This is a genomic window from Hydrogenophaga sp. ZJX-1, from assembly GCF_048590325.1.
Classification (GTDB): Bacteria; Pseudomonadota; Gammaproteobacteria; order Burkholderiales; family Burkholderiaceae_C; genus Hydrogenophaga.
This window is the reverse complement of sequence record NZ_JBMBRA010000005.1, coordinates 235,111-247,463: the sequence shown is the minus strand read 5'-3', so window position 1 is coordinate 247,463 and position 12,353 is coordinate 235,111. Positions and strand designations below refer to the sequence as shown.

Genomic DNA, 12,353 nt, shown 5'->3' with positions numbered 1-12,353 from the left:
AGGACGAAACACCATGAACCACTGCACCACCCTCTTTGCTTCCCTGGCCCTGGCAGGCGTCTTCGCCGGCGCTGCGCATGCCCAACCCGTGATGCGCGACGGGGTGCTGGCCGACGCCGCGGGCCGCACGGTCTATACCTTCGACAAGGACGAGATGGGCAAGAGCAACTGCAGCGGCGGCTGCCTGACGCTGTGGCCGGCCTTCGTGGCCAAACCCGAGGCCATGGCCAAGGGCGACTTCGGCGTGATCGAAGCCAACGGCGTGCGCCAGTGGACGGTCAAGGGCAAGCCGCTCTATTACTACGCCGCCGACGCCAAGCCGGGTGACCGCAACGGCGACGGCAAGGGCGGTGTGTGGCACGTGGTCACCGACAAGGCCACCACCGCCGCGACCGCCCCGAGCTCGTCCAACTACACCTACTGACGCCGCTGCCGGGGAGGGCGCACCACCCGTGCGCTATCCTCGATCCGTCGCTCACAAGGAGGTCCTACCGATGGATGGCCGGGATGAAGTCAGTCGGCTGCTGGCGCGCATCGCCCTGCGGGACGCCAAGGCGTTCGAAGCCCTGTTCACCCTGGTGGCTGACCGCCTGATGGCGGTGGCCATGCGCGTGACGCAGGACGCGGCCATGGCCGAAGACGTGCTGCAGGAGGTGTTCACCGCGATCTGGAACCGCTCGACCGCAGCGGCGCCCGGACAGCACCGGACCCTGGCCTGGCTGTGCGTGGTCACCCGGCACCGGGCGATCGATCTGCTGCGCCAGCGCAAGCCCGAGGAGCCGCTGCAGTGGCGTGGCGCCTCGGGCGAGGAGCACTCGCACGATGTGGCCGCCGAAGGGGCATCGCCCGTCGAGCAGCTGCTGGTGCAGGAGTCGGACGTGCGGCTTTCGCATTGCATTGGCGCGCTGGAGCAGGACCCGAGGCGGGCGCTGATGCTGTCCTTCTACGAAGGACTGACCCACGCCGAGATCGCGCTGCGCATGCAGCGGCCGCTCGGCACGGTGAAGGCCTGGACGCGACGCAGCCTGATGCGGCTCAAGGACTGTCTGGAGGCGCTGACATGAACTGGAGCCAGAACCCATCGGCGATCGAACAACTGGCGGCGGCCTATGTGGCCGGCACGCTGCGGGGCCCCGCGCGGCGGCGTTTCGAAGCGGTCATGCAGCGCCAGCCGGCGCTGGTGGACGCGGTGAACGGCTGGACGGCGCGGCTCGGTCCGCTGCACAGCGCCTTGCCGCCCCAGGCCGTCAGCGCCGAACTGTGGCCGCGCATCGCGCGCACGACCGGGCTGGCCCGGGCCGCCGAGCCACCCCCGTCCAGGGCAGTGTCGTGGTGGCGCCGCCTGCTGGCACCCGTGCCGGCCGGTGCGTTGGCCATGGGGCTGGTGCTGGGCGCGGTGGTGCCGGTGGTGTGGCAGGCGCAGATCGAGAACCAGCGCGGCATGGCACTGCCCGACAGCTACGTGGGCGTGCTCGCCACGGCAAAGGGCGAGCCGGGACTGATCGTCTCCAGCCTGCGGCAGGGGCGCGAGGTCGACCTCAAGCAGCTGACCCCGGTCGAGGTGCCGCAGGGCAAGACCCTGTACCTGTGGCGCATCGACAAGGCCGGCGCGATCACGGCGGTGGCGCCCTTGCCCAACGGCAAGTTCACCCGCGTGACCCTGGATGAGCCCGCCGAGAAGGTTTTCTTCCCGGCGGTGGAGCTGGCGGTTTCGCTGGAAACCGCGGGCGCCACGCCGGCCATCCCGACACAGCCCTTCGTTTATCGGGGCCTGTGCGGAAAGCTCTGGCGCTGAGCCGGGCGATCCCCGAATCCATTGATGCCAGCCGTCGGCCCGTTCAGCCCTTGCGACTGACCAGCACGATGCCGGCCGCCACGCCGACCAGTGCCAGCACCAGCTGCAGCGTCAGGGGCTCGCCCAGCAGCACCACGCCAAAGACCAGTGCGAACAGCGGTGTGAGGAAAGTGAAGGTGGACATCTGCGTCGCGGGGTAGTGGCGCAGCATCCACATCCAGGTCAGGTAACTCGCGAAGGCGCCCACGGCGGTCTGCAGGAAGACCGAGCCCCAGGCCATGGCCGAGTAACCAAAGCCCCAGCTTTCGCCCAGTGCGAGCGAGAGCAGCGGCGTCACGGCGGCGGTCACGCCGAGCTGGTAGAACAGCGATTTTTCGGCCGCGGCGGTGGCGATCCTGGTGGTGCGGATCGCCAGCGTGGTCAGGCCCCAGAGCATGCCGGCGGCCAGACCCATGGTGTCACCGATCCACTGGCCCGGTGACGAGCCGTGCAGGAAGGCTTCGCTGAACGCCACCGCGACGGCGGCAAAGGCCAGCGTCAGGCCGATCCACTGGATGCGGCGCAGTTTTTCCGCGTGCACAAACCGCGGCAGCAGCAGCGCCACCCAGAACGGGCTGGTGTAGAGGAACACCGTGAGCCGCGAGGCGCTGGTGTGCGTGAGCCCGAGGTAGATGAAGACGAACTCGCCCGCGAACAGCAGGCCCACGAGCAGGCCGCCCTTGAGCGTGCCGTCGCGTTTGAACAGTGGCACGCCGCGGTACTGGCACCAGAGCCAGAGCAGGGCGGTGGCGCCCCACATGCGGATCGAGGCCTGCCACAGCGGCGGGATTTCGCGCGAGGCGAACTTGATCAGGATCTGCTGGAAGCCCCAGAAAGCGCAGCACACCACGAGCAGGGTGATGGCGAGGGTGTCGAGGTGGTCTTTGCGTTGGACAGAGGTCATCGTGTCGAGGGTATCGCGGGGTCGGGGCGCGGTCTGTCGCACCCGGGAATCGTTGGCGGTCCGGCGCCGGGCCGCCCCAGGCCGGATCAGCCCCCTCGGGGGGGGGCGACCCGCGCAACAGCGGCGTGTGGGGGCTCGTTCACGAGTTTTTGAAGGTACCGCTTGAAGGCTTCGGCTTCGCTGGCCGACCAGCGCGCGAGCAGGGTGGTCTCCTGCTGGCGCGCCTGCGCGATCAGGGCGCTGGCTGCGCGTTGACCGGTGGGCGTGGCGGTCACGAGTGTGCGCCGCTGGTCCGTCGGGTCGGCGTGCAGCGCGACCAGGCCTTCTTCGGCCATGCGCTGCACCAGCTTGGTCACGGTGGGCTGTTTGGCGAGCACGTCGTGGGCGAGCTGGCCGATGGCGACGCCGGCCGGCTCTTCGGGGGACAGCGCCGCGTCGTGCAGCACGGCGAGCACGCGCCAGGCGATGTGCGTGAGGCCCTGCGCCGCGATGGCGTCTTCAAAGTCGCGGTACACGGCGTGGTTGGCCTGCCCGAGCAGGTAGCCCAGGTAGCTGCCGACGAAGCGGTCGTCGGGTGCCTGCGGCGCGCTCGGGTCGGCCTGTGAGCCCTGCAAGGGGTGCTCGGTGTAGAAGCGGCCGCCGTGGTAGAGCAGGGGCGAGGCGGCGGCGCGGCGGCTGCAGCGCTCGACCTCGCCAACGAAGATCACGTGATCGCCTTCGGTGTACTGGCTGCGGTTGAAGCACTCGAACGTGGCGACGCTGCCGGTGAGCAGCGGTGCACCGCTGACGCCTTCCACAAAATCCACGCCCTGCCAGCGGTCCACATCGCGCGCGGCAAAGCGTTCGGCCAGGGCCTGCTGGTCGGCAGCGAGCACGTTGATGGCGTAGTGCTGACCGTTGGCAAACGCCGCCATGGAGCCGGCCGCCTGGGCCAGGCTCCAGAGCACCAGCGGTGGGTCGAGCGACACCGAGTTGAACGAACTGGCCGTCAAGCCCGCCGGCTCACCGGACGCGGTGCGCGCGGTGACGATGGTCACGCCGGTGGCGAACATGCCCAGCGAGGCACGGAACTCGCGCGGTGAGAAATCGGGGGGGCGGGCCTGGTGGCCGGCGTTACGGGCTGGGGACATGGCTGCAATTTATATGAAAATTCATGAATAATGTGTCCGCTGGTGCCATTCCCCTGATGGCAGCCGGCCCAAAACAGGAGACAAGCGATGTTGCAGGAGCGGATCGAGCCCGTCTGGATCGACGCCTTTGAGTTGGTCTTGAAGCGCTGTGCGCTGCAGCCGGGCGATACGGTTGCCATTCTCGGTGAAACCCAGAGCCGCCCGGTGCTCATGGAGCTGGCGCGGCTCGCGGTCGCGCGCGTCGGGGCCGATGCCTTCACGCTCACCCTGCCGTCGGTGTTCGCCCGCGGCGAGCCGGTCACGCGCTCCACCGGTGCCACACCGGCGATCCAGCAACTGGGCCCGGTGATCGCGGCGCTGCAGGCCTGCACCCTGGTGGTGGACTGTACGGTCGAGGGTCTGATGCACGCGCCCGAGCTGCCGGCCATCCTGCAGGGCAACGGAACGACGCAGCCGCGCATCGTCTACGTGAGCAACGAGCACCCCGAAGCGCTGGCGCGCCTGCTGCCCGACGACGCGACCGAAGCGCGCGTGAAGGCCCACGTGAAACGCCTGCGTGGTGCCCAGGCGATGCGCGTGACCTCGCCCGCGGGCACCGACCTCAGCATCGCACTGCAGGGCGCGGTGGCCGGCGGCAACTGGGGCAGCACCACCCGCCCCGGCACGCTGACCCACTGGCCCGGTGGCCTGGTGCTGGCGTTCCCCGCCGCGGGCAGCGTCAACGGCACGCTGGTGCTGGCCGAGGGCGACGTGAACCTGACCTTCAAGCGCTACATCGAGCGCGCCATCACGTTGACGATCGAGAACGACTACGTGACGCGCATCGAAGGCTCGGGGGTCGATGCCGAGCTGCTGCGTTCGTACTTTGAAGCCTGGCAGGAAAAAGAAGCGTACGCCGTGAGCCACGTGGGCTATGGCCTGAACGACGCCGCGCGCTGGGACAGCATGGCGCTCTACGACAAGCGCGATTTCAACGGCACCGAGTTGCGCGCTTTCGCCGGCAACTTCCTCTACAGCACGGGCGCCAACGAAACCGCCGGGCGCTACACGCGGGGCCATTTCGACTGGCCGATGCGCAACTGCACCGTGGTCCTGGACGACTCGGTGGTGGTCAGCGCTGGAAAGGTGAACGACTGATGCCACTTCCCCAATTCACGACGCTGGGCAGCGGCCCCACCGTGCTCATGCTGCACGGCATCGGCGGCGGTCACCTCGCGTTCGCGCCGCAGGTGGAAACCCTGGCGCAAGCCGGTTACCGTGCGGTGGCCTGGGACATGCCGGGTTACGGTCGCAGCGCGCCCATCGAGCCCTACACCTTCAAGGCGCTGGCGCAGAGCTGCATCGACCTGATCGACGCGCTGCGGTGCGAGAGCGTGGTGCTGTTGGGTCACAGCATGGGCGGCATGGTGGCGCAGGAGGTGATCGCGCGCCGGCCCGACAAGGTGAAGAAGCTCATCCTCTGCGGCACCTCGGCCGCTTTTGGCAAACGCACCGACGGTCGCTCGGCCGAAGCCTGGGCGCAGCAGTTCATTGGCCAGCGCACCGCACCGCTTGACGCCGGCAAGACCATGGCCGACATGGCGGCCACGCTGGTGCCGCAGATGGTCGGCCCGGGCGCCTTGCCCGAAGGGGCGCGCCTGGCCGAACACTGCATGGCCGGCGTGCCCGCCGCCACCTACCGGCGCGCGCTCGAATGCCTGGTGACGTTTGACCGCCAGGCCGCGCTGGCGGACATCCGCGTGCCCACGCTGCTGCTCGGCGGCGAGTTCGACCGTGTGGCCGCGCCCGCGGTGATGAAGCAGATGGCGGCTGCCATTCCGCGCGCCCGCTACGCCGAACTCGCCGGCATCGGCCACCTCATGAACCTCGAAGCGCCCGACGCCTTCGACGCGCTGCTGCTCGCCTTCCTGCGCGAGCCCGCGCCCAAGCCTTTGCCCGATACCCACTGACCCGCACCGAAAAACAGCAGGAGACAAGACCCATGAACAACCCCATCAACCCGCACACCGGGCTCGACTTCACCCCCGCTGTCGGCGACATGGCCTTCACGCCGCTGCAGCGCGAACTGCTGGCCAAAGCCCACGCGCTGGGCCGCGACAAATTTGCCGCGCGCGCGCAGCAATGGGACACCGAAGCCAGCTTCCCGTTCGCCAACTACGACGACCTGCGCGAGGCCGGTTTCCTCAAGCTCTGCGTGCCCACGTCGCACGGCGGCCTGGGCGCGGACTACACCACCTACATGATGGTCGCGGCCGAGATCGGGCGTTTCTGCGGTGCCACCGCGCTCACCTGGAACATGCACATCTGCTCGACCATGTGGACCGGCGTGCTGGCCGACGGCATTCCGATGAGCGACGCCGAGCGCCGCGAACACGCGGCGCGTCGCGAGCTGCACTTCGGCCGCATCGTCAACGACGGCGCGCTCTACGCCCAGCCCTTCAGTGAAGGCACGGCCGCAGCCGCCGGCCGCGCACCGTTTGGCACCACGGCCAAGAAGGTCGACGGCGGCTGGCTCATCAACGGCAAAAAGATCTGGGCCAGTCTCTCCGGCGCGGCCGACTACTACGGCGTGCTCTGCACCGAAGACAAGGGCGACCAGCACCCCGACGCGCGCGACACGCTTTACATCAGCGTGCCCGCCACGTCGGAAGGCTTCAGCATCAGCGGCGACTGGGACCCGCTGGGCATGCGCGGCACGGTCAGCCGCAACCTGGCGTTCAAGGACGTGTTCGTGAGCGACGCCGAGCAGCTCATGCCGCGCGGCATCTACTTCAAGGGCGCGCAGACCTGGCCGGCCATGTTCTTCACGCTCTCGCCCACCTACCTGGGCGTGGCCAACGCCGCCTACGACTTCACGGTGCAGTACCTGCGCGGCGAGGTGCCGGGCGAGCCACCCATCAAACGCCGCCAGTTCCCCACCAAACAGATCGCGGTGGCGCAGATGCGCATCCAGCTGGAGAACATGAAGAGCCTCTTTGCCCGCGCCATCGCCGAGGCCAAGCCCAACCCGAGCAAGGACGAGAAGATGCGCCTGTACGCCGCGCACTACAGCGTGATGGAAGGCGCCAACGACATCGCGCGCCTGGCGATCCGCACCTGCGGCGGCCAGAGCATGCTCAAGCACCTGCCGCTGGAACGCCTGTACCGCGACAGCCGCTGCGGCGCGCTCATGCTGCCCTGGACGGCCGAGCTGATCCTCGACCGCATGGGCCGCGAGACGCTGTACGAGCCGGGTGAAAAGGACGAGTGAGATCCGCGCCGCCGTGCAGCGGTTCAGGGCGATCCAGAGGCCCGTCATTTGCCGGATGAACAAGGTCCCTAGAATGCCGTGATGTCCCGATTTCCTTCCCTGACACCCACCCTTTCGCTGGCCGTGGCCGCATGCCTGCTGTGGCCGCTAGCGGGCACCGCGAAGCCCACCGAAACGAACCCGGCCCGCGGCCCCGGTCACCCGTTGGGCACCATCCAGGGCAGCGATCCCTGTCGGGAATTCGTGGCGCGCCTGCCCAACGTGAAAGCGCCCATGTGCGCCAGCGCCGAACTCAAGCCCACCGTGGGCCGCTCGGTCCAGGGCCGTACCCTGTACCAGCGCGACGTGGTCGCACCCGAAGCCCGCATCCGCGTGCTGGTGGTCGGGGCCATGCACGGCGATGAGCTGTCGTCGGCCTCGGTGGCCTTGCACTGGATCCAGCTCGCCCTGCAGACCCCGTCCAATGCGCATTGGCGCTTCATCCCCGCGCTCAACCCGGATGGCCTGATGGTGCGCCCGGCCAAGCGCGTCAACGCCAACGGCGTGGACCTCAACCGCAATTTCCCCACGCCCAATTGGAAGCGCGACGCCAAGATCTACTGGGAAGAGCGCACGCGCAAGGACCCGCGCCGCTGGCCCGGCCCCAAGCCCTTGTCCGAACCCGAGTCGCAGTACCTCTACGACGAAATGGAGCGCTTCCAGCCCGACCTGATCGTCAGCATCCACGCCCCCTATGGCGTGCTCGACTTCGACGGCCCGAGCGTGCCACCGGCGCGCCTCGGCCGCCTCTATCTGGATCAGGTCGGCATCTTCCCCGGCAGCCTGGGCAATTTCGGTGGCGTGCACAAGGGCATGCCGGTGGTCACCATCGAACTGCCGAGCGCTTTCCGCACGCCACTGGATGCCGAGATGCGCCAGATGTGGCTGGACCTGCTGCGCTGGATGAGCGAGCGCGTGGTGCCCGAGCAGCCGGACCCCCGGGTGGTGCCGGTGAAGGCGAAGAAGACCAGCTGAGTGGTCCGGAACCGGTCAAACAAAAGCCCGCAGTTGCGGGCTTTTGTTCGGGTGACCGGCTCTTTGCCTCAGCTGGTGGTGGTGATGCGGCCGCTCTGGATGCCGGCGCGGTAGTGCTGGAGTTCGCGCTTCACGACCGGCATCAGGAAGTACAGGCCGACGATGTTGGCCAGCGCCATGGCGAAGATCATCGAATCCGAAAAATCGATCACCGGACCCAGGCCCATGCTGGCGCCCACCACCACGAAGACGAGAAACAGCAGCTTGAACGTGAGTTCCGACGCGAAGCTCTCGCCCAGCAGGTAGGTCCAGGCCTTCATGCCGTAGTAGCTCCAGGTGATCATGGTCGAGAAGGCGAACAGCACCACAGCCAGCGCCAGCACATACGGGAACCAGCTCACCGCGCTGCCGAAGGCCACCGACGTCAGGCCCACACCGGTGGCGCCGCCGGCCTGCGGCGTGAGGCCGCCCGCGTCCACATGGCCGGTGATGATGATCACCAGGGCCGTCATGGTGCAGATCACCACGGTGTCGATGAAGGGTTCGAGCAGTGCGGCAAAGCCTTGCGAAACCGGCTGGTCGGTCTGCACCGCCGAGTGCGCGATGGCCGCCGAGCCCACGCCGGCTTCGTTGGAAAACGCCGCGCGCTTGAAGCCCTGGATCAGCGCCCCCACCACGCCGCCCACCACACCTTCGGACGAAAATGCCCCGAGGAAGATCTGGCCAAAGGCCCAGGGCAGGCGGTCCACATAGACGAACAGCACGACCAGACCCGAGATCAGATAGAGCCCGGCCATGAACGGCACCAGTTTTTCGGTCACCCGGGCGATGGACTTGATGCCGCCGATGATGACCAGGCCCACCGACACCGCCATGATCAACCCGAACAGCCAGCCCTTGCCCGCGAAGAAGCTCGCGTCGCCACCGGTCACACCCACGATCTGCTGGAAGCTCTGGTTGGCCTGGAACATGTTGCCGCCGCCGATGGCGCCACCGACGCAGCAGATGGCGAAGAACACCGCGAGAAACTTGCCGAGGCGGGGGAAGCCCTGTTCGGCCAGGCCCTTGGAGAGGTAACGCATGGGGCCGCCCGAGACGGTGCCCACGGCGTGGTTCACGTCGCGGTACTTCACGCCCAGCGTCACCTCGGTGAACTTCGAGGCCATGCCCAGCAGGCCGGCCAGGATCATCCAGAAGGTGGCGCCGGCGCCGCCGATGCCCACGGCCACCGCCACGCCGGCGATGTTGCCCAGGCCCACGGTGCCCGAGACCGCGGCGGTCAGGGCCTGAAAGGGCGTCACCTCACCTGGCATGGACGGGTCGGAATAACGGCCGCGCACGACCTGGATCGCGTGCGAGAAACCGCGCAGCTGGATGAAGCGGAAATTCAGGGTGAAGATCAGCGCCGCCAGGATCAGCCAGCCGACGATGAGCGGGAAGCTGGTGCCGCCGACCGGCACCGAATAGAAGATGGCGCCGGCCACCGCGTCGGAGTACGGCTGCACCGCGGCGCTGATGCGCGCGTCGAGGCTGTCGCCCTGGGCGCTGGCGGCTCCGTGGGCCAGCAGCAGGGTGGCGCCGAGGCCGATGCCGCGCGGCAGGGCCGTTGAGGGTTGGGGGTTCATGTCTGTCTCCTGTCGTTGTAATGGTGCGGTCACGGGTGGTGCCGCGGTCTCCGGTGGCCGGTTCGGTCGCCGGATGTGAAAAGGCCGGGTGCTGCGGTTTGCAGCACCCGGCCAATGCGGGGATGGTTCAGGCCTGTTGCGGCGGCGCTGCGTGGCGCAAGCGGCCGGTGTTGACCGCTGCGGTGCGCCGTGCCGCGGGCTGGCCGACAAAGCCGAAGTTCATCGCCGGCACTTCGCCGCTGATGAGTTCGGCGAGGGCCTTGCCCGAGCCGGCGCCGTGTGTCCAGCCCAGCGTGCCGTGGCCGGCATTGATCCAGAGCTTGCCAACTTTCGTGCTGCCGATCAGCGGGATGTTGGTCGGTGTGGCCGGGCGCAGGCCGCACCAGAACTGCGGGTCGCCACCTTCCTCGGGCGTGCGCGTGTCGGCCACGCCGGGGAACACCTCTTCAATGCGCTTGACCAGCATCTTCGCGCGGGTGCGCGCCAGCGGCGTGTCCAGCGACAGGTCAAAGCCGCCGAGTTCGATGGTGCCGGCCACGCGCAACTGGTCGCCCAGACGCGAGATCGCGATCTTGAGCTGGTCGTCCAGCAGGCTCACCTGGGAAGCCGCTTCGGGCTTGAGCAGTTTCAGCGTGGCGCTGTAGCCCTTGCCGGGGTAGATCGGCACGTGCACACCCACCTGCTTGAGCAGCGCGGTGGAGTAGGAGCCGGCGGCCACCACGAAGGCGTCGGCCTGGAGTTCGCGCGTCTGGCCCGTCGCCCGGTCGTGCACGCTCACGCTGTCCACCTGGTCACCGCTGGCGCGGATGCGCTGGATGTCGTGGCCCATCAGGGACAACATGCCCTGCTCGCGGCACAGCTGCGCCAGCTTCTGGGTGAAGACCAGGCAGTCGCCCGACTCGTCGCTCTCGGTGTAGGTGCCGCCCACGATGCGGTCGGCAAAACTGCGCAGCGCGGGTTCGATCTTCAGCAGCTCGTCCTTGCTCACGACCTTGCGGTTCACGCCGTGGCGGCGCATCAGTTCGGCCGCGCCGCCGGCGTCGTCGAACGATTTCTGGCTGGTGTAATAGTGGGCGATGCCCTTGGTGAGCCGGTTGTATTGCAGGCCGGTGGCGGCCACCACGTCTTTCAGCGCGGCGTGGCTGTAGCTGCCTAGCGCCACCAGCTGCGCCACGTTGCGTTCAAAGGCGGCGTCGTTGCACTGGCTCAGGAATTGCATCCCCCAGAGCCACTGGGCCGGGTCCAGCTGCAGGCGGAATTTGAGCGGACCTTCGGGGTCGAACAGCCACTTCAGCGCCTTCAGCGGCGCTTCTCGGTTGGCCCAGGGCTCGCAGTAGCTGACCGAAATCTGCGCCGCGTTGCCGAAACTGGTTTCCAGCGCGGCGTCTGCCTGCCGGTCGACCAATGTCACCTCGTGACCACGCTGCAGCAGATGCCACGCCGTGCTCACCCCGATGATGCCTGCACCCAGTACAACGACTCGCATGGCCCGCTCCTGAAAAAAGTGGAAAAACTGGGGCGAAGTATGGGAAAAACCGCGGTGTTAGTGAAGAGAAATTAAACTAAAATCTTCGGCATCATGTTGGCTAATGGAAGCTGCCCCCTCATGTCCGCCCGGAAACACACGCTTCCTGCGTCCACATCCCCGTCTCTTTTCGCCGTTCAAACGCATGAGCACTTTTGATCCCGACGCCCTGGAATGCCTGGCCGCCATCATCGAAGAGGGTGGTTTCGAGCGCGCCGCGCAGCGCCTGTCCATCACCCAGTCGGCGGTGTCGCAACGGCTGCGCGCGCTGGAGGCGCAGGTGGGCACGGTGCTGATCGTGCGCAGCCGGCCGCTCAAGCCGACGGCGGCCGGACAGCTCATGCTCAAGCACGCCAAGATGCAACGCCTGCTGCGCGCCGACCTGGAAAAAGACCTCAAGGAACTCGCACCGAGCTCCACCGGCAATGGCCGCGAAGAAGAGCGCATCTCGGTCGCCATCAACGCCGACAGCATCGCCACCTGGGCGCTGCCAGCGCTCAACGGGCTGGCGCAGGGCGGCCTGCCGATCGAAATCATCACCGACGACCAGGAATTCACCCACGAGTGGCTGCGCGAAGGCCAGGTGCTGGGCTGCGTCACCTCGCTCGGCCAGGCATTGCGCGGCTGCAAGATGGAGGCGCTGGGCAGCATGGGCTACGTGGTGGTGGCGCAGGCGGCTTACGCCGCTGCGCACTGTCCCAAGGGCCTGAATGCGCACAACTTCCACCAGCTGCCTTTCGTCGCGTTCAACCGCAAGGACCACCTGCAGCACGGCTTCGTGGAGCAGGCGTTTGAGCTGCCGCGTGTCATGCTCAAGCAGCTCTTCGTGCCTTCCAGCGAAGGCCAGGTGCGGGCGGTGCGGGCGGGCTGGGGGGTGAGCGTGTTGCCCGAGTTGAGCGTGCACGAGTTCATCGCCAGCGGCGAACTGGTCAACCTCGCGCCGCGGCATCGGCTGGAGGTGGCCCTGTACTGGCACTGCTGGAACCTGAGTTCGGATGTGCTGGACGCGCTGAGCAGCGCGCTGCGCAGCGCCGCGGCGCAGAACCTGCATCAGGCGAAGGCGTAAAAAAA

At 67.9% G+C, this 12,353-nt stretch carries 11 protein-coding genes and 1 pseudogene; 8 read left to right on the top strand and 4 right to left on the bottom strand.

Annotated elements, in window-relative coordinates; genetic code table 11:
- Positions 1-13: 13 nt before the first annotated feature.
- The 3 genes from ACN5W5_RS16175 to ACN5W5_RS16165 all read left to right on the top strand — a co-directional run bounded on the left by ACN5W5_RS16175 (position 14) and on the right by ACN5W5_RS16165 (position 1,795).
- Positions 14-424, top strand: a complete 411-nt coding sequence (locus ACN5W5_RS16175; RefSeq protein WP_420049513.1) for a hypothetical protein — start codon at positions 14-16, stop codon at positions 422-424.
- A 70-nt stretch (positions 425-494) separates the two neighbouring features.
- Positions 495-1,064 carry a sigma-70 family RNA polymerase sigma factor gene (locus ACN5W5_RS16170; RefSeq protein WP_420049512.1) on the top strand — a complete coding sequence of 190 codons (570 nt, stop codon included), beginning with the start codon at positions 495-497 and terminating at the stop codon, positions 1,062-1,064.
- Complete coding sequence (locus ACN5W5_RS16165; protein ID WP_420049511.1) at positions 1,061-1,795, top strand: anti-sigma factor; 735 nt, start codon at positions 1,061-1,063, stop codon at positions 1,793-1,795. Before ACN5W5_RS16170 ends, ACN5W5_RS16165 begins: the two co-directional genes overlap by 4 nt.
- Before the next feature lie 43 nt (positions 1,796-1,838).
- On the opposite strand, the gene ACN5W5_RS16160 is transcribed toward ACN5W5_RS16165, so the two are convergent.
- On the bottom strand, positions 1,839-2,738 hold the full coding sequence (locus ACN5W5_RS16160; RefSeq protein ID WP_420049510.1) for a DMT family transporter: 900 nt from the start codon (positions 2,736-2,738) through the stop codon (positions 1,839-1,841).
- 611 nt (positions 2,739-3,349) lie between these two features.
- Positions 3,350-3,868, bottom strand: a pseudogene (locus ACN5W5_RS16155) (flavin reductase family protein); the annotation flags it as partial.
- Positions 3,869-3,955: 87 nt separating this feature from the next.
- On the opposite strand from ACN5W5_RS16155, the gene ACN5W5_RS16150 reads away from it, so the two are divergent.
- The 4 genes from ACN5W5_RS16150 (at position 3,956) to ACN5W5_RS16135 (ending at position 8,132) form a co-directional block, all read left to right on the top strand.
- Positions 3,956-5,005 carry a peptidase M29 gene (locus ACN5W5_RS16150; protein WP_420049509.1) on the top strand — a complete coding sequence of 350 codons (1,050 nt, stop codon included), beginning with the start codon at positions 3,956-3,958 and terminating at the stop codon, positions 5,003-5,005.
- Complete coding sequence (locus ACN5W5_RS16145; protein ID WP_420049662.1) at positions 5,002-5,817, top strand: alpha/beta fold hydrolase; 816 nt, start codon at positions 5,002-5,004, stop codon at positions 5,815-5,817. Before ACN5W5_RS16150 ends, ACN5W5_RS16145 begins: the two co-directional genes overlap by 4 nt.
- A gap of 32 nt (positions 5,818-5,849) precedes the next feature.
- Positions 5,850-7,118, top strand: coding sequence for an acyl-CoA dehydrogenase family protein (locus ACN5W5_RS16140; protein WP_420049508.1), 1,269 nt, complete (start codon positions 5,850-5,852; stop codon positions 7,116-7,118).
- 81 nt (positions 7,119-7,199) lie between these two features.
- Complete coding sequence (locus ACN5W5_RS16135) at positions 7,200-8,132, top strand: M14 family zinc carboxypeptidase (RefSeq protein WP_420049507.1); 933 nt, start codon at positions 7,200-7,202, stop codon at positions 8,130-8,132.
- Positions 8,133-8,200: 68 nt separating this feature from the next.
- On the opposite strand, the gene ACN5W5_RS16130 is transcribed toward ACN5W5_RS16135, so the two are convergent.
- Positions 8,201-9,757: an alanine/glycine:cation symporter family protein gene (locus ACN5W5_RS16130; protein WP_420049506.1), complete on the bottom strand. Its 1,557-nt coding sequence runs from the start codon at positions 9,755-9,757 to the stop codon at positions 8,201-8,203.
- Positions 9,758-9,884: 127 nt separating this feature from the next.
- Complete coding sequence (locus tag ACN5W5_RS16125; protein ID WP_420049505.1) at positions 9,885-11,243, bottom strand: D-amino acid dehydrogenase; 1,359 nt, start codon at positions 11,241-11,243, stop codon at positions 9,885-9,887.
- A 184-nt stretch (positions 11,244-11,427) separates the two neighbouring features.
- On the opposite strand from ACN5W5_RS16125, the gene ACN5W5_RS16120 reads away from it, so the two are divergent.
- Positions 11,428-12,348: a LysR family transcriptional regulator ArgP gene (locus ACN5W5_RS16120; protein ID WP_420049504.1), complete on the top strand. Its 921-nt coding sequence runs from the start codon at positions 11,428-11,430 to the stop codon at positions 12,346-12,348.
- Positions 12,349-12,353: the final 5 nt, after the last annotated feature.